Here is a 17,514-nt window from a genome sequence, read left to right on the forward strand (position 1 = left end):
GGTCGATGCTCGAAATCTTCGAGCATCTGGCGCTGGCGGCTGGACGCGAGGTCATGCGTGTGTTTCACGCCGGTTGCGCGGTGGACCGGAAATCGGACTCCTCGCCGGTGACCGAGGCCGATCGCGAAAGCGAGAAGATCATTCTCGCCGGCCTGCGCGCCGCATTCCCCGACATTCCGTGCGTGGCTGAAGAGGAAGCGGCCGCCGGCGTCATGCCTGCCGATCTTGGCAAGGCCTTCTTCCTCATCGATCCGCTCGACGGCACCAAGGAATTCGTCAATCGCCGCACCGACTTCACCGTCAACATCGCGCTTGTCCGTCGTGGCGTGCCGGAAGTCGGCGTCGTCTTCGCCCCCTGCAGCGGCCGTTTCTTTTCCGGCCGGCCGGGCAGGGCGGAAGCTCTCGAAATCGATGGCGACTTCCAGATCGTCGCTCGCCGGCCGATTTCGGTGAGAACGGCCGCGACGCCGCTGGCGGTGGTGGCCAGCCGCTCCCACAACACGCCGGAAACCGAAGCCTATATTCGCGACCTCGGTGCCGCCGAGATCGTTTCGGTCGGATCTTCCTTGAAATTCTGCCTTCTCGCCAGTGCCGAGGCGGATGTCTATCCGCGTTTCGGCCGCACCATGGAATGGGACACCGCTGCAGGCGACGCCGTGCTTCGCGCGGCGGGCGGCACGACGTGCACACTGGACGGCAAGCCTCTGGCCTATGGCAAACGCGATCAGGTCGACGACGAGGATTTCGCCAATCCGCATTTCATCGCCAGCGGCAGGGCAGGGACCAGCCCCGCCTGTGACTAACGGTTACTCGGCCGCGGCCTGCGCCGAGTTCGAACCGATATAGTTGCGGATCGTCTCTATGATTCGGTCCTGGTCGGCTTCGCTCAAATAGGGGTGCATCGGCAGGCACAGGATACGCTTCGGCAATTCCTCCGAAACGGCAAGACCCGTCGGCGTGCGCGGATAGTCGCGATAGGCGACCTGCTCATGCAGCGGCTTGACGTAGTAGATGACCGACGGGATGCCCTTTTCGCTCAGATGCGCCTTCAGCCCGTCGCGCTTCGGGGTTTCGATGGCGTACTGCGCCCACGCCGAGCGGCTGCCGTCGAGATTGCGGGCGGCGGTGACAATGTCGCCGAGGCCTTCGGCATAGCGATTTGCCACAATTTGGCGCGCGACCATTTCATCTTCCAGAATGGCCAGCTTCTCGATAAGGATCGCCGCCTGCAGCGTGTCGAGGCGAGAATTGATACCGACACGGACGTTGTCATATTGCGTCTCGCCCTTGCCGTGGAAGGCAAAGGAACGCAGCTTGTCGGCCAGTGCGTCGTCGTTGGTGAACATCGCGCCGCCGTCGCCATAGCAGCCAAGCGGCTTGGCTGGATAGAAGCTGGTCGAGCCGACATGTCCGAAGGCACCGCACATCTTGCCGTCAAGCGACCCGCCCATCGACTGGGCGGCGTCCTCGATCACCATCAAGCCTTCGCGGTTGGCGATGGCCATTATGGCTTCGTAGTCGGCGGCTAGGCCGAACAGGTCAACCGGGATGATCGCCTTCGGTTTCAGCCGGCCTTCCTTCTTGATCATCGCGATCGCGGCTTCGAGGCTGGCGATGTCGATGTTGTAGGTCTTGGCGTCAACGTCGACGAACACAGGCTCCGCCTTGGCCAGCGCCACCACTTCAGCCGTGGCGGCGAAAGTGAAGCTCGGCACGAATACGGCATCGCCCGGACCGATGCCAGCGGCAAACAGCGGCAGCAGCAGCGCGTCGGTGCCGTTGGCGCAGGCCACGACATGCTTGGTGCCAACATAGGCGGCAAGCTTCTTCTCGAATTCCGCGACCTGGGGGCCGAGAATGTAGCGGCCGTCCTCGACGACATGGTCGATCGCGGCTTTCAGCCGGTCGCGGATTCGTTCGCGTTGCGCGCCAAGATCGATGAACTGCATGTCGGCCTCAAAGCTGCCAATAAACCGGCCTGCTGGTAACAGACTTGGCGCGGCTGAAAAAGCCGGCCGAGGGCAGGGCGAATTGCGCCAGTGTCGCAGCTCGTTACCGCCTTTTGCCGGCGCATAGCGCCCAAAAGCCGGAAATCCGGCCTTCAGGGCGCATTTGGGGCGTTCTCTGTCGCGCTTTTCCAGCCCATGGAAACATAAAGTGATCGGCTGGGGCGCGTATCAGCCGATCTCGTGCCGCCAGGGTGGATTGGCGCCGGCGCGCGACACCGTCACCGCCGCCGCCTTGGCGCCGAGCGACAGTGCCTTGCGGATGGTCTCCTGTGTAAGCTCGCCTATGGCCGCCTTCGTCAGCAGGCCTTGTTCATGCAGGGAGGCAAGGATGCCTGCGTTGAACGTGTCGCCGGCGCCGACCGTATCGACCACCGTGACCTTCTCCGGCATCACGGTGACGGCATGATCCTTGGTGTAGCCGACGGCGCCTTCGCTGCCATGCGTGACGACGATGAGCTTCGGTCCGCGATCGAGCCAGTTGCGCACGACGTCTTCACGCGAACCGGCTTCGCCGAACCAATGGAGGTCTTCGTCCGAGAGCTTTACGATGTCGGCCATCGCCATCATGGCGCGGATACGTCTGAGGTGCTTGGCCTTGTCCGGGATGAAATTAGGCCGGATGTTGGGATCGAGCATCATGACGCGATGGCCATGCTCGCGCTTCATGAATTCCTCATAGGCGGATCCAGCAGGCTCCGAGATCAGGCTGATGGCGCCGAACAGCATCGCCTCGATCTCGGACCCGAGCTGCGGCAGGTCGTCGATGGTCAGCATGCGCCCGGCGGTGTTCTCGTCATAGAAGGTGTAGGTCGCCTGGCCATTGTTCAGTTTTACGAAGGCCAGCGTCGTCGGTCTCGGCGACGTGTGGGCATAGGTGGAACTGACCTTGCTCGCTCCCAGCGCGTCCCGGAATTGGCCGCCGAAAAGATCCGATGACAGGCCAGAGAAGAAGCCGGCCGGCGCACCGAGCCGGCCAAGCGCGATCGCAGTGTTGAACACCGCACCGCCGACATAGGGAGCAAAGGCCGGCTCCCCTTCCGTCGTGGTGCGCGGCAGCATGTCGATCAGGGCTTCGCCGCAGCAGAGGATCATGGCTTCTTGGTCTCCGGCGGATAGATCACGCCCTTACGGATGATGATGTTGGCGTAAAGTCGCGGCTCGCTTGTCGCGACGATAGCGTGCGCCGATTTGACCCGTGCATAGAAGTCGGCGCCGGCCAGCGCAACCACCTTGCGGCCCGGCACGCGTTTGGCACAGATCGCCTCCATCTCATGATGGACGGGGTCGGCGAGTGACGGATCGCCCTTCACCGAGGCGCGAAACAACGCCTCCGGGACGACGTCGTCGACCGGCAGGATGCTCAGGATCGCGTCGAGCATCGGAATGAGGGGATGACCGTCGGCCCGGACGAGGCGTCTTGCCTGCTCCTCGGCCGGATAGTTTCCATCGACCAGGGCGATCTCGTCGCCATGCCCCATGGCGCGCAGGGTCGCCAGGAGTTCCGGACCGAGTAGCGCCGGTATTCCGATCAGCATTCAGGCGCTCCTGGAAATCGTGGTCGAACCGACGAGGAAACGCTCCGAAAGCGGCAGGCTGGCACCACCAAGGGCCCGAGCGTGGATGCCGACTGTTCCCTCGCGGACGGCTGGAAGCCTCAATCCTTCGCCGTCAACAGTGCCGATGGCTTCGATGACGGCATCGACCAGCCGCCGCCGTACGGTGAGCGGCATCCAGCCGTCGATCACCGCCGCCTCGAAATCGATGACGGAAGAGGCCGCCACGATGGCGTAGGCCAGCGCCCGCGAGGCGCTGGCGATCCAATCGTCGAGCTCGACGCCGATCTCGCCCCAGTCTTCCGGAGACGTCCACAGATGTGAAGCTTCGACACCGCGGGCGTTGAGCGCCTTTTCCAGCATGGTGATCGATGCGATGTCGATCAACTGGGTTGGCTTGCCCTCGGGGCCTGGCACCGGCATGGAGCCCAGCGCGCCGGCATTGCCGGTAGGGCCACCATAGAGGCGTCCATTCAGCACGATGCCGCCGCCGGCAAAGGCGCCGATATAGAAATAGACGAAGTCGCGGGCGGCTCCTGCCTGGCCGAAGACGAGTTCGGCGCCACAAGCCGAGGTGGCGTCGTTTTGAAGGTAGACGGGAAATTCGCACTGCAACTGGATCTCGGCCCTGATGTCGCGGTGGCGCCATTCATCCATCACGTCCCGGGGCGCGTTGGCCCTATCGGCCCAGTTCCACAATTCGAACGGCATGGCGATGCCGAGCCCGGCAATGCGCTTGTTCTGAGCCGGGCTGAGTTCTGCGCGCATCTTTTCCATGCCCGAGGTGACGAATTCCACTGTCTCGCGCGGCGCCGGGTAGCGGTAGGAGTGCTGCAACATCGAACGGACATTGCCGAGGAAATCAATCAGCACGAGTTCGGCGCTGCGCCGGCCGATCTTCAGGCCTATGAAATACGCACCTTCCGGATTGAGCGCCATCGGAATGGACGGTTGGCCGATCTTGCCGCGCAACGGCGCCTGACGCACGAGAAGATTGTCGTCTTCAAGTTCCCGCATGATGACTGAAACGGTCTGAGCCGAAAGTCCGGTCATACGGGCGATGTCGGATTTGGCGAGGCTGCCATGCTGGCGCACCAGCGAAAGCACGAGCCGCTCATTGTGGTCCCGCATCCCGCTCTGATTGGTGCCTCGGTGAAGCCGACTCTCGGCTGCCTCGGGCGAACCGTGCCTCGCACTGCCGGTCTCCACCCTGGTCCTCCCGTTAATTCCCCTCGGGGCTTTGGGCCAGAATGAGCGGTCAAGGCAAGTGTGTCAATAATAAATAAGAGTGATTTAATTATTGACAGCCAGCGCGGTCTGGTGTCTGCTAAAGCCGGCATCCACGCTGGGATGGTTTGTTTGGATGCTTGTATGGATGCCGGTTGGCCGGCACCCGAAATGGTTCCACTGGGAGGACAATCGTGACCGACAAAAGAGTATTGAAAGCAACAGTTTTTGCCGCCGCCGCGCTCGGCGTGATGGCGTTTGCACCGGCCGCGTTCGCTGCCAATGTCAGCGCTTGCCTGATCACCAAGACCGACACCAATCCCTTCTTTGTCAAGATGAAGGAAGGCGCCACGGCGAAGGCCAAGGAAATCGGCGTCGATCTCAAAGCCTATGCCGGCAAGGCCGAAGGCGACAATGAAGGCCAGGTCGCGGCGATCGAATCCTGCATCGCCGATGGCGCCAAGGGTATTCTGATCACCGCCACCGACACGGCCGCTATCGTGCCGGCGGTCAAGAAGGCGCGAGACGCCGGACTTCTCGTGATCGCGCTGGACACGCAGCTTGAGCCCGCCGATGCCGCGGATGCGACGTTTGCAACCGACAATTTCAAAGCCGGCGAACTCATCGGCTCATGGGCAAAAGCGACTTTGGGCGATAAGGCCAAGGATGCCCATATCGCCTATATGGACCTGATTGCCAGCCAGCCATCGGTCGACGTGCAGCGTGACCAGGGCTTCATGAAGGGCTTCGGTATCGACGTCAACGATCCCAAGAAGATCGGTGACGAAAAGGATCCGCGCAATGTCTGCCACGATCTATCTGGCGGCAATGAGGATGGCGGCCATACCGCCATGGAGAACTGCCTGCAGAAAGACCCGAACATCAACGTCGTCTATACCATCAATGAACCCGCCGCCGCGGGCGCCTACCAGGCGTTGAAGGCGGTTGGCAAGGAGAAGGACGTGTTGATCGTTTCGATCGACGGCGGCTGCCCGGGCGTCAAGAATGTGGCGGAAGGTATTATCGGCGCCACCTCCCAGCAATATCCCTTGCTGATGGCCTCGCTTGGCATCGAGGCGATCAAGGCTTTCGCCGACACCGGCAAGAAGCCTGAACCGTCGCCCGGCTTGAACTTCTACAATACCGGTGTGACGCTGATCACCGACAAGCCCGCTGCCGGCGTCGATTCCATCGACACCAAGGCAGGTCTCGCCAAGTGCTGGGGTTGATTTGATCGCCTGATCGGCTCATTTTCGAAAAGACCATAAGAAAAAATAGTGTGGGGCGGCTCCTGCCGCTCCACACATAAGGCGGGGAGGCCGAGTTGAGCATCGAGACAACCAAAGTCAGCGGACCACAGGAGTTCGAAAAGGCGTTGGCCGCAAGCGACGGCAGCGTCGCTTCCTTCGACACGCATTCGCGCACCCCGCTGGAAAGCATCCAGCACAGGCTCCACAAAAGCCCGGCAATGGTGCCCCTGATCATCCTCGTGCTTTCGGTGATCCTGTTCGGCGTCGTTGTCGGTGGCCGCTTCTTCTCCCCCTTCACGCTGACGCTGATCCTGCAGCAGGTGGCGATAACCGGTATGGTCGGCATCGCCCAGACGTTGGTGGTGCTGACCGCCGGCATCGACCTGTCGGTTGGTGCCATCATGGTCCTGAGTTCTGTCGTCATGGGCCAGTTTGCCATGCACTACGGTGTCCCGGCACCCGTGGCCGTCGCCGTCGGGCTGCTTGTCGGCGCGCTTTGCGGCCTGGTCAATGGCGTCCTCATTGCCAGGGTGAAACTGCCGCCCTTCATCGTGACGCTCGGCACCTGGTCGATCTACGCTGCCATCAACTTCATCTATTCGGGCAACGAGACCATCCGCAGCCAGGACCTCGAGGCAACGGCGCCATTGCTGCAATTCTTCGGCAACTCGTTCAAGGTCGGCGGCGCCGTCTTCACCTACGGCGTGCTTCTGATGCTGATCATGGCGGCGATCGCCTGGTACGTGCTCAACCAGACTGCCTGGGGCCGGCATGTCTACGCGGTGGGTGACGACCCGGAGGCAGCCGAACTGTCGGGTGTCCGTGTCGACCGGATGCTGCTCGTGGTCTACACGCTGACGGGCATCATTTGCGCCATTGCCGGCTGGGCGCTGATCGGGCGCATCGGCTCGGTCTCGCCTCAGGCCGGCCAGTTCGAGAACATCAATTCGATCACGGCGGTGGTGATCGGCGGTACCTCGCTGTTTGGCGGACGCGGCTCCATCCTCGGCACCATCTTCGGTGCTCTGATCGTCGGCGTGTTCGCACTGGGATTGCGGTTGTGGGGAACGGATCCCCAATGGACGCAATTGTCGGTCGGCGCCCTTATCATCGTCGCGGTCGGCATCGACCAATGGATCAGGAAGATCTCGGCATGACCCAGGCTCAGGAACCCATCCTCACCGCGCGCGGCCTGACCAAGCGTTACGGTCGCGTCACTGCCCTCGACAGCGCCGACTTCGATCTCTACCCCGGAGAAATCCTCGCCGTGATCGGCGACAACGGCGCCGGGAAGTCGTCTCTCATCAAGGCCATTTCCGGTGCGGTGACGCCGGATGAGGGAGAGATCCGGCTCGAGGGCAAACCGATTGCCTTCAAGTCGCCGATGGAAGCCCGCGAAGCGGGTATCGAAACCGTCTACCAGAACCTGGCTCTGTCGCCGGCACTGTCCATTGCCGACAACATGTTTCTTGGCCGCGAAATCCGCAAGCCGGGTTTCCTTGGCCGATGGCTTCGCATGCTCGACCGTCCGGTGATGGAAAAGCGCGCGCGCGACAAACTGACCGAACTCGGTCTGATGACGATCCAGAACATCAGCCAGGCGGTGGAGACGCTGTCTGGTGGCCAACGTCAGGGCGTTGCCGTGGCACGCGCCGCCGCCTTCGGCTCGAAAATGGTCATCATGGACGAGCCGACCGCGGCGCTCGGTGTCAAGGAGAGCCGCCGCGTGCTCGAACTGATCCTCGACGTCAAGAAACGCGGCCTTCCGATCGTGCTCATTTCACACAATATGCCGCATGTCTTCGAGGTCGCCGACCGTATCCACATCCATCGGCTGGGCCGTCGCCTGGCCGTCATCGACCCCAAACAATACACGATGTCCGATGCGGTAGCCTTCATGACCGGGGCCAAGGCACCGCCGGAGGTCCTGGCGGCCTGATCTTGCCAATTGCCGCAGGGGCATTCAACCCGGCAATGTTTAAATCGATTGAAGACATGCTGCAATGCACTAAGATAGGCTGGGAGAAACTGTGAAAGCCGGTATGATCAGGCCAACTGAACGAGAGGCGATATGACATCCGCCATGACGATCGAAGCCCCCGCTCTCGACAATCCCGATCCCAGAACGCTCGCCGAAGAAGTCTTGATGTCCCTCAAATACAGGGTCGGCAAGGACACCACAGTCGCGACCCAGTACGACTGGCTGACCGCCTCGATCAAGGTCGTGCGCGACCGCATCGTCGACCACTGGATGCAGGCGACGAAAGAGGCCTACGACCAGCGGGAAAAGCGCGTCTACTACCTATCGCTGGAGTTCCTCATCGGCCGCCTGATGCGCGACGCCTTTTCCAATCTCGGCCTGATGGAGAACATGCGCGAGGCACTGACCTCGCTCGGCGTCGACCTCGACGTCATTGCGGCGTTGGAGCCGGATGCGGCGCTCGGCAATGGCGGCCTTGGTCGGCTCGCCGCCTGCTTCATGGAAAGCATGGCGACCGTCGACATTCCCGCGCATGGCTACGGCATTCGCTACGCCAACGGCATGTTCCGCCAGGAGATTCACGATGGCTGGCAAGTCGAGCTGCCCGAGACCTGGCTCGACCACGGCAACCCCTGGGAATTCGAGCGGCGCGAGCGCTCTTTCGAGGTCGGCTTCGGCGGTTCGGTGGAATCCATCACCACCAAGGACGGCCGGCTCGAACGCCATGTCTGGAAGCCGACCGAGCACGTGCTCGCCGTCGCCTACGACACGCCCGTGGTCGGCTGGCGGGGAAACCGCGTCAACACGCTGCGGCTGTGGTCGGGCATGCCGGTCGATCCGATCCTGCTCGACAAGTTCAATGCCGGCGATCACATCGGCGCGCTTGCCGAAAGCAATAAGGCCGACGCTTTGTCGCGCGTGCTCTATCCCGCCGATTCCCACATGGCCGGTCAGGAGCTCAGGCTGCGGCAGGAGTATTTCTTCTCGACCGCCTCGCTGCAGGACATCGTGCAGCGGCACCTCAGCCAGTATGGCGACCTGAAATCACTGCCCGACAAGGCGGCGATCCACCTCAACGACACCCACCCGGCGATCGCGGTGCCTGAGCTGATGCGGCTCCTGATGGATGTTCACGGCATGGACTTCGACCTTGCCTGGGACATCACCAAGCGCACCTTCGGCTACACCAACCACACGCTGCTGCCGGAGGCGCTGGAGAGCTGGCCGGTGCCGCTGTTCGAGCGGCTTTTGCCGCGCCACATGCAGATCGTTTATGCCATCAACGCCGAGGTGTTGCTCGAAGCCCGCGCGACCAACCAATTTTCGGGCGAGCAGATCAGCCGCATCTCGCTGATCCAGGAGAATGGCGACCGCCGCGTGCGCATGGGCAACCTGGCCTTTGTCGGCTCGCACTCGATCAACGGCGTCTCGGCGCTGCATACCGAGTTGATGAAGGAAACGGTCTTCGCCGATCTCCACAGGCTCTACCCTGATCGCATCAACAACAAGACCAACGGCATCACGCCGCGGCGCTGGTTGATCCAGTGCAATCCCGGGCTGACATCGCTCGCCCGCGAGACGATCGGTGACCGTTTTCTCGACGACATAGACGCCATCAAAGGGCTCGAGGCCTTTGCTGACGACAGCGCGTTTCGCGACAAATTCGCCGCCGTCAAGCGGCAGAACAAGGTGCGGCTGGCCAATCTCGTCGCCGACCGGCTCGGCATCAAGGTCGATCCCTCGGCACTGTTCGACATCCAGGTCAAGCGCATCCACGAATACAAGCGCCAGCTTCTGAACATCCTCGAGGCGATCGCGCTCTTCGACCAGATCCGCTCGCATCCCGAGCGCGACTGGATGCCGCGCGTGAAATTCTTCGGCGGCAAGGCCGCGCCCAGCTATCACAACGCCAAGCTGATCATCAAACTCGCCAACGACGTCGCCAGGGTCATCAATCGCGATCCGGCCGTTCGTGGTTTGCTGAAGGTGGTGTTCGTGCCGAACTACAATGTCAGCCTGGCCGAGATCATGATGCCGGCGGCCGACCTGTCCGAGCAGATTTCGACCGCGGGCATGGAAGCGTCGGGCACTGGCAACATGAAGTTCGCGCTCAACGGCGCGCTGACCATCGGTACGCTCGATGGCGCCAATGTCGAGATCAAGGAGTGCGTCGGCGACGACAACATCTTCATCTTCGGCCTCACCACGGCAGAGGTCGCCGAGCGGCGTAACAATGGCTACGACCCTCGCGGCATCATCGAGGCTTCCTCCGAACTGGCGCAGGCGGTCGCGGCCGTCTCGTCGGGTGTCTTCTCGCCCGATGATCCCACTCGCTACCGCGATCTCATCAACGGTCTCTACGACAGCGACTGGTTCATGGTCGCCGCGGATTTCGACGCCTATGCCGCTTGCCAGCGCGACGTCGATGCGGTCTGGCGCAACAGCCCCGATTGGAACGCCCGGGCAATCCGTAACGTCGCGCGCGTGGGCTGGTTCTCATCCGATCGCACCATCCGTCAATACGCGAAAGAAATCTGGAACGTGCCTGTCTGATGTGATTGCATGAGACCGCGAACAATGTGGTCCCGGGATGTGAGTTGAGTGCCAGACTCACGTCACCGAAAGACAAAAACATGGTGCCCTGGGAGGGACACTGCCTGATGAGGAAGCCGAGCGCGACCGCGGCGACAAGCGGGCCGGACGGACTGGCGCCAGCCAGCGATGTTGCGGCGATTGTCGCCGGCACGCACGGAGATCCGTTTGCGGTCCTTGGTGTCCATGAGATCGGCAAGGGCCTGTTTGCCCGCTGCTTCGTCCCGCATGCAGAACTCGTCACCGCCTACACGCTGACCGGCATCAAGGCAGGCGAATTGTCCAGGCGAGACGATGCCGGCTTCTTCGAGGGCAAGCTGTCGATCAAGAAGCGACAGCCGCTGCGCTATCACGCCAGGAACGCCGGCGGCGACTGGTGGCTGGCCGATCCCTATTCGTTCGGCCCGGTGCTGGGGCCGATGGACGACTATTATATCGCCGAGGGGTCGCATCTCAGGCTGTTCGACAAGCTTGGCGCGCATATCATCGAGCATGAGGGCGCCACCGGGGTGCACTTCGCCGTCTGGGCTCCAAACGCCCGGCGCGTGTCGGTGGTCGGCGATTTCAACGACTGGGACGGCCGCCGGCATTCGATGCGCGACCGTCGTGACACCGGCATCTGGGAGGTGTTCATTCCCGATATCGGCGCCGGCCGACCCTACAAATACGAGATCATCGGCCCCGATGGTATCAGGCTGCCGCTCAAGGCCGACCCGTTTGCCTTCAAGTCCGAACTGCGCCCGGCGACGGCGTCGGTGACCGCGGTGCCGCCGTCGCATTCATGGGGTGACGAGGCGCATCGCACGTTCTGGCGCAATGCCGATCCCCGACGCGAGGCCATCTCGATCTATGAGGTCCATGCCGGCTCCTGGCAGCTTCGCGACGACGGGACGTTCCTGTCATGGGATGAATTGGCCGACCGGCTGATCCCCTATGTGGTCGAGACCGGCTTCACCCATATCGAGTTCATGCCGATCTCCGAACATCCCTATGATCCCTCCTGGGGCTATCAGACGACTGGCCTCTATGCGCCGTCGGCGCGTTTTGGCGATCCGGACGGCTTTGCCCGCTTCGTCGATGGCGCCCACCGCGCCGGCGTCGGCGTGATCCTCGACTGGGTGCCGGCGCATTTCCCCGTCGACGAGCACGGCCTGGTCCATTTCGACGGCACCGCCCTCTATGAGCATGCCGATCCGCGCAAGGGCTTTCATCCCGACTGGAACACCGCGATCTACAATTTCGGCCGCCGCGAGGTGATGTCGTTCCTGGTCAACAACGCGCTGTTCTGGGCCGAAAAATACCATGTCGACGGCCTGCGCGTCGATGCGGTCGCCTCGATGCTCTACCTCGACTATTCGCGCAAGCAGGGCGAATGGATCCCCAACGAGAAGGGCGGCCGCGAGAACCTGGAGGCGGTCAGCTTCCTGCAGAAGATGAACAAGGAGCTCTACGGCCACCATCCCGGCGTCATGACCATCGCCGAGGAATCGACCTCATGGCCGAAGGTCTCGGCGCCGGTCCATGAAGGCGGGCTGGGCTTCGGCTTCAAGTGGAACATGGGCTTCATGCACGACACGCTGGAGTATTTTTCCAAGGAGCCGATTTTCCGCAAGCACCACCACAACGACCTGACCTTCGGCCTGGTCTATGCCTTCTCGGAAAACTTCGTGCTGCCGCTCTCGCATGACGAGGTCGTGCATGGCAAAGGCACGCTCTTGGGCAAGATGGCCGGTGACGACTGGCAGAAATTCGCGACCTTGCGCGCCTACTATGGTTTCATGTGGGGCTATCCCGGCAAGAAGCTCTTGTTCATGGGTCAGGAATTCGCGCAGCGCCGTGAATGGAGCGAGGCGCGCGCGCTCGACTGGAACCTGCTGGATTTCCGCCCGCATCGCGGCGTCTGGCAGACCGTGCGCGATCTCAACTATCTCTACCGTTCACGGCCGGCACTGCATGGCCGGGACTGCGAGCCGGAGGGCTTTTCCTGGCTGATCGTCGACGACAGCCAGAATTCGGTTTTTGCCTGGGCACGCAACGCGCCTGACGGCAACCCGGTGGCTGTCATCTCCAACTTCACGCCGGTGCCGCGTGACAATTATCGCGTGCCGCTGCCGAAGGCCGGCAAGTGGCGCGAGATCATCAACACCGACGCTTCCGAATATGGCGGCTCCGGCATGGGCAATGGCGGCATGGTCGAGGCAAGGGCGGAGGGCAAGAGCATCTCGGCAACGATGCTTTTGCCGCCGCTTTCGACGATCATGCTCGAATATGTTCCAGACTGAGTAAACGGGGAGGGTGAAACATGGCAGAAACGAAACGGACCCAGCCGCTGGCTCGCGACGCGATGGCCTACGTGTTGGCTGGCGGGCGCGGCAGCCGTCTCAAGGAACTGACCGACCGGCGCGCCAAGCCGGCGGTCTATTTCGGCGGCAAGACGCGCATCATCGATTTCGCGCTCTCCAACGCGCTCAACTCCGGCATTCGCCGGCTGGGTGTGGCCACGCAGTACAAGGCGCATTCGCTGATCCGCCATCTGCAGCGGGGCTGGAACTTCCTGCGGCCCGAACGAAACGAGAGTTTCGACATCCTGCCGGCGAGCCAGCGCGTGTCGGAAACGCAATGGTATGAGGGCACGGCTGACGCCGTCTACCAGAACATCGACATCATCGAGGCCTACGGGCCGGAATACATGGTCATTCTCGCCGGCGACCACATCTACAAGATGGACTATGAGATGATGCTGCGCCAGCACGTCGACGCCAATGCCGACGTCACCGTCGGCTGCCTCGAAGTGCCGCGTATGGAAGCGACCGGTTTCGGGGTCATGCATGTCGACGCCAAGGACACGATCATCTCCTTCATCGAGAAGCCGGCCGATCCGCCGGGCATTCCCGACAAGCCGGACTATGCGCTGGCCTCGATGGGCATCTACGTGTTCAAGACCAAGTTCCTGATGGAACAGCTGCGCCGCGACGCCGCCGAGCCCGGCTCCAGCCGCGACTTCGGCAAGGACATCATTCCCTATATCGTTGAGCACGGTAAGGCGATCGCGCACCGCTTCACCAAGTCCTGCGTGCGGTCGACCGCCGAGAACGAAGCCTATTGGCGCGATGTGGGAACGGTCGACGCCTATTGGGAAGCCAATATCGATCTGACCGACGTGACGCCGGAACTCGACCTCTACGATCGCGACTGGCCGATCTGGACCTATGCCGAGTTGAAGCCGCCAGCAAAATTCGTCCATGACGAGGATGGCAGGCGCGGTTCGGCCGTGTCGTCGCTGGTCTCGGGCGATTGCATCGTCTCCGGCGCGTCGCTGAAGAAAAGCCTGATCTTCACCGGCGCGCGCATCAACTCCTATTCGACGTTGGAAGAGGTCGTCATGCTGCCCGACGTTCATGTCGGCCGGAACGCAAAGTTGAAGCGCGTCGTCATCGACCACGGTGTAAGGATACCGGAGGGGCTGGTGGTCGGCGAGGATCCCGTGCTCGACGCCAAGCGCTTCCGCGTCTCGGAAAAGGGTATCTGCCTGATCACGCAGGACATGATCAACAAACTGGGGCTCTAGAGCAATTCCAGGAAAAGTGTGAAACGGTTTTCCGCCCGGAATTGCTTGGAAACCCGGAATTTGCTTGGAAACGAAGAGTTGGACAGGATCGGAAAGACGCATGCAGGTTCTGTCGGTCACGCCCGAGATCTTTCCGCTGATCAAGACCGGCGGGCTTGCCGACGTGACCGGCGCGCTGCCCCTGGCGCTGGCGGCCAAGGGCGTGACCATGCGCACGCTCATTCCAGGCTTTCCCGTGGTGATGGAAGCCTTCAAGAAACGTAAGGCCGTTTACCAGTATCCGCTGCTGCAGGGCGGCAAGGCTTCGGTCCATGCCGTCCAACTCGCGGGGCTCGATCTTTTCGTGCTCGACGCGCCGCACCTGTTCGACCGTCCCGGCGGTCCTTACGGCAACGCCTCGGGTGCGGACTGGCCGGACAATTGGCGGCGCTTCGCGGCGCTGAGCCAGGCCGGCGCCGATATCGCTGGCGGCGCCATCTCCGGCTACCTGCCCGACATCGTCCATGCCCATGACTGGCAGTCGGCGATGACGCTTGCCTATATGCGCTACGGCAAGGCGGTCGGCACGCCGTCGATGATGACCGTGCACAATCTCGCCTTCCAGGGGCAGTTCGGCGCCGGCATTTTCGGGGAACTTGGCCTGCCGGCAGCGGCGATGGCGCTTGACGGCGTCGAATATTATGGCGGCGTCGGCTTCCTCAAGGCCGGCCTGCAGGCCGCTTGGGCGATCACCACGGTGAGCCCGACCTATGCGCAGGAGATCCGCTCGCCGGAGTTCGGCATGGGCCTTGATGGCCTGATCAACATGCGCTCCAGCGATCTCTACGGCATCGTCAACGGCATCGACACCGCGATCTGGAACCCGGAAACCGACAAGCATCTGGTATCGGATTATACGGCTGGAACGCTCGAGGCGCGGGCGCCCAACAGGGCGGCCGTCGAGGAGCGGTTTGGCCTTGATCGCGATGACAGCCCGATCGTCTGCGTCGTCAGCCGCCTGACCTGGCAGAAGGGCATGGACATATTGGCGACGGTGGTCGACGGTATCGTCGCGACCGGCGCGCGGTTGGCCGTACTGGGCTCCGGCGATGCCGGCCTTGAAGGTGCGCTGCTCGCCGCCGCGGCGCGCCACCGCGGCCGCATCGGCGTGGTCGTCGGCTATGACGAGGGGCTGTCGCACATCATGCAGGGCGGCTGCGATGCCATCATCATTCCATCACGCTTCGAGCCCTGCGGACTGACGCAGCTCTACGGTCTGCGCTATGGCTGTGTGCCCGTGGTCGCCCGCACCGGCGGCCTCGCCGACACCATCATCGATGCCAATGAGGCAGCGATGGCGGCCGGCGTGGCGACCGGGTTCCAGTTTGCTCCCAACAATGGCGGCGCTATGCTGCACGCCATCCGCCGCCTGGCGGACGCCCACGCCAATCCCGCGGCGTTCGAAACCATCCAGCGCCAGGGCATGAAGAGCGATGTGTCGTGGGATCGAAGCGCGGAAAAATATGTCGAACTCTATCGCCTGTTGCTTTCGAAAAGGGTTGCCTGAAGCATGATACGGACCGTCCCCACCAAACCCTATTCCGATCAGAAGCCCGGCACGTCGGGCCTGCGCAAGAAGGTGCCTGTGTTCCAGCAGGAGCACTATGCCGAGAATTTCATCCAGTCGATCTTCGACGCGCTAGACGGCTTCAAGGGCAAGACCCTGGTGATCGGCGGCGATGGCCGCTACTACAACCGCGAGGTCATCCAGAAGGCCATAGCCATGGCCGCCGCCAACGGCTTCGGCAAGGTGATGGTCGGGCAGGGCGGCATATTGTCGACGCCGGCCGCCTCGCATGTCATCCGCAAATACAAGACCTTCGGCGGCATTATCCTGTCGGCCAGCCACAATCCCGGCGGCCCGCATGAGGATTTCGGCATCAAGTACAATGCCGGCAATGGCGGCCCGGCCCCGGAAAAGCTGACCGACGCCATCTTCGAAAAGACCAAGGCGATTTCGAGCTTCAAGATCGCCGACATCGATCCGATCGACATCGATACGATCGGCACGGTCAAGGCCGCCGGCATGACGGTCGAGATCATCGATCCCGTCGCCGACTATGCCGAGTTGATGGAAAGCCTGTTCGACTTCGACGCGCTGCGCAAACTGTTCAAGTCGGGCTTCCGCATGCGCTTCGACGCCATGCATGCGGTGACCGGCCCCTATGCCAAGGAGATCCTCGAACACAGGCTCGGCGCGCCCAACGGCACCTGCCGCAACTTCAAGCCGCTTCCGGATTTCGGCGGCCACCACCCGGACCCGAACCTCGTCCATGCCAAGCATCTCTATGATGAGATGATGGGACCGGACGCGCCCGATTTCGGCGCCGCTTCCGATGGCGACGGCGACCGTAACCTGATCATCGGTAAGGGCATTTTCGTCACCCCGTCCGATTCGGTGGCGATGCTGGCCGCCAACGCCCGCCTGGCGCCGGGCTATAAGGACGGGCTGAAGGGCATCGCCCGTTCGATGCCGACCAGTGGCGCGGCCGATCGCGTCGCCCACAAGCTCGGCATCGGCATCTATGAGACGCCGACCGGTTGGAAGTTCTTTGGCAATCTGCTCGATGCCGGCATGGCGACGATCTGCGGCGAGGAGAGTGCCGGGACCGGCTCCAACCATGTCCGTGAAAAGGACGGCCTATGGGCGGTGCTTCTGTGGCTCAACATCCTTGCCGCGCGCGGCGAGGGCTGCAAGCAGATCGTCACCGAGCACTGGGCGACCTATGGGCGCAACTACTATTCGCGCCACGATTATGAGGAGGTCGAGAGCGACCGGGCCAACGCGCTGGTCGACGAACTGCGCGCCAAGCTCGCTTCGCTGCCCGGCACCAGCGTGCGTGGCCTGAAGATCGCCAATGCCGACGACTTCGCCTATCACGACCCGGTCGATGGCTCGACCAGCGAGCACCAGGGCATCAGGGTGCTGTTCGAAGGCGGCTCCCGCGTCGTCTTCCGGCTTTCCGGAACCGGTACCTCGGGCGCGACGATCCGGGTTTATATCGAGCGCTACGAGCCGGACAGGGCCAGGCACGATCTCGACACGCAAGAAGCGCTCGCCGACCTCATCGCCGCGGCCGACGACATCGCCGGGATCAAGAGCCACACCGGCCGCAACAAGCCGAGCGTGATTACTTGAGGGTGGCGGCGGCGCTCATAGCTCTCGCAAGGCGCCAGGTGAGACAATGACGGGCGTAGGGCGCTATACCCCCCTCTGGCCTGCCGGCCATCTCCCCCTCAAGGGGGGAGATTGGCAGTTTCAGCGTCTCGTTCCTCATGCTGCGTTGGCCGTTGC

General features: G+C 62.6%; 13 protein-coding genes. 9 read left to right on the forward strand and 4 right to left on the reverse strand.

From position 1 onward, the window contains the following. The first annotated feature begins 5 nt into the window (after positions 1-5). The gene (cysQ, locus tag FJ548_RS02915; RefSeq protein WP_181168702.1) at positions 6-803 is read left to right on the forward strand and encodes a 3'(2'),5'-bisphosphate nucleotidase CysQ; all 798 of its coding nucleotides are present in this window, start codon (positions 6-8) and stop codon (positions 801-803) included. Between the two features lie 3 nt (positions 804-806). Here cysQ and FJ548_RS02920 read toward each other — a convergent pair whose 3' ends face one another. The 4 genes from FJ548_RS02920 to FJ548_RS02935 all read right to left on the reverse strand — a co-directional run bounded on the left by FJ548_RS02920 (position 807) and on the right by FJ548_RS02935 (position 4,771). Then, positions 807-1,949, reverse strand: coding sequence for a DegT/DnrJ/EryC1/StrS aminotransferase family protein (locus tag FJ548_RS02920; RefSeq protein ID WP_140776708.1), 1,143 nt, complete (start codon positions 1,947-1,949; stop codon positions 807-809). A gap of 228 nt (positions 1,950-2,177) precedes the next feature. Then, entirely contained in the window at positions 2,178-3,101 is a 924-nt protein-coding gene (locus tag FJ548_RS02925) for a carbohydrate kinase (RefSeq protein WP_140761332.1), read from the reverse strand. Beyond that, on the reverse strand, positions 3,098-3,544 hold the full coding sequence (locus FJ548_RS02930) for an RbsD/FucU domain-containing protein (protein WP_140610032.1): 447 nt from the start codon (positions 3,542-3,544) through the stop codon (positions 3,098-3,100). The genes FJ548_RS02925 and FJ548_RS02930 overlap by 4 nt, the downstream gene beginning before the upstream one ends. Continuing rightward, the gene (locus FJ548_RS02935; protein WP_140610031.1) at positions 3,545-4,771 is read right to left on the reverse strand and encodes an ROK family transcriptional regulator; all 1,227 of its coding nucleotides are present in this window, start codon (positions 4,769-4,771) and stop codon (positions 3,545-3,547) included. A 269-nt stretch (positions 4,772-5,040) separates the two neighbouring features. On the opposite strand from FJ548_RS02935, the gene FJ548_RS02940 reads away from it, so the two are divergent. From FJ548_RS02940 to FJ548_RS02975, 8 genes are all read left to right on the forward strand, one after another. Then, positions 5,041-6,018 carry a sugar ABC transporter substrate-binding protein gene (locus FJ548_RS02940; RefSeq protein WP_181165605.1) on the forward strand — a complete coding sequence of 326 codons (978 nt, stop codon included), beginning with the start codon at positions 5,041-5,043 and terminating at the stop codon, positions 6,016-6,018. 95 nt (positions 6,019-6,113) lie between these two features. Beyond that, on the forward strand, positions 6,114-7,196 hold the full coding sequence (locus tag FJ548_RS02945) for an ABC transporter permease (protein WP_140610030.1): 1,083 nt from the start codon (positions 6,114-6,116) through the stop codon (positions 7,194-7,196). Beyond that, positions 7,172-7,978: an ATP-binding cassette domain-containing protein gene (locus tag FJ548_RS02950; RefSeq protein WP_181168693.1), complete on the forward strand. Its 807-nt coding sequence runs from the start codon at positions 7,172-7,174 to the stop codon at positions 7,976-7,978. The genes FJ548_RS02945 and FJ548_RS02950 overlap by 25 nt, the downstream gene beginning before the upstream one ends. Before the next feature lie 132 nt (positions 7,979-8,110). Beyond that, entirely contained in the window at positions 8,111-10,573 is a 2,463-nt protein-coding gene (locus tag FJ548_RS02955) for a glycogen/starch/alpha-glucan phosphorylase (protein ID WP_140776710.1), read from the forward strand. 107 nt (positions 10,574-10,680) lie between these two features. Next, positions 10,681-12,894: a 1,4-alpha-glucan branching protein GlgB gene (gene glgB, locus FJ548_RS02960; protein ID WP_140776712.1), complete on the forward strand. Its 2,214-nt coding sequence runs from the start codon at positions 10,681-10,683 to the stop codon at positions 12,892-12,894. 20 nt (positions 12,895-12,914) lie between these two features. Beyond that, on the forward strand, positions 12,915-14,180 hold the full coding sequence (gene glgC / locus FJ548_RS02965) for a glucose-1-phosphate adenylyltransferase (protein ID WP_140776714.1): 1,266 nt from the start codon (positions 12,915-12,917) through the stop codon (positions 14,178-14,180). Positions 14,181-14,280: 100 nt separating this feature from the next. After that, the gene (glgA, locus tag FJ548_RS02970; protein ID WP_140776716.1) at positions 14,281-15,726 is read left to right on the forward strand and encodes a glycogen synthase GlgA; all 1,446 of its coding nucleotides are present in this window, start codon (positions 14,281-14,283) and stop codon (positions 15,724-15,726) included. Between the two features lie 3 nt (positions 15,727-15,729). Continuing rightward, the gene (locus FJ548_RS02975; protein WP_140776718.1) at positions 15,730-17,358 is read left to right on the forward strand and encodes an alpha-D-glucose phosphate-specific phosphoglucomutase; all 1,629 of its coding nucleotides are present in this window, start codon (positions 15,730-15,732) and stop codon (positions 17,356-17,358) included. The last annotated feature ends 156 nt before the right edge of the window (positions 17,359-17,514 follow it).

It is taken from the genome of Mesorhizobium sp. B2-4-17, from assembly GCF_006441275.1.
Taxonomy (GTDB): Bacteria; Pseudomonadota; Alphaproteobacteria; order Rhizobiales; family Rhizobiaceae; genus Mesorhizobium.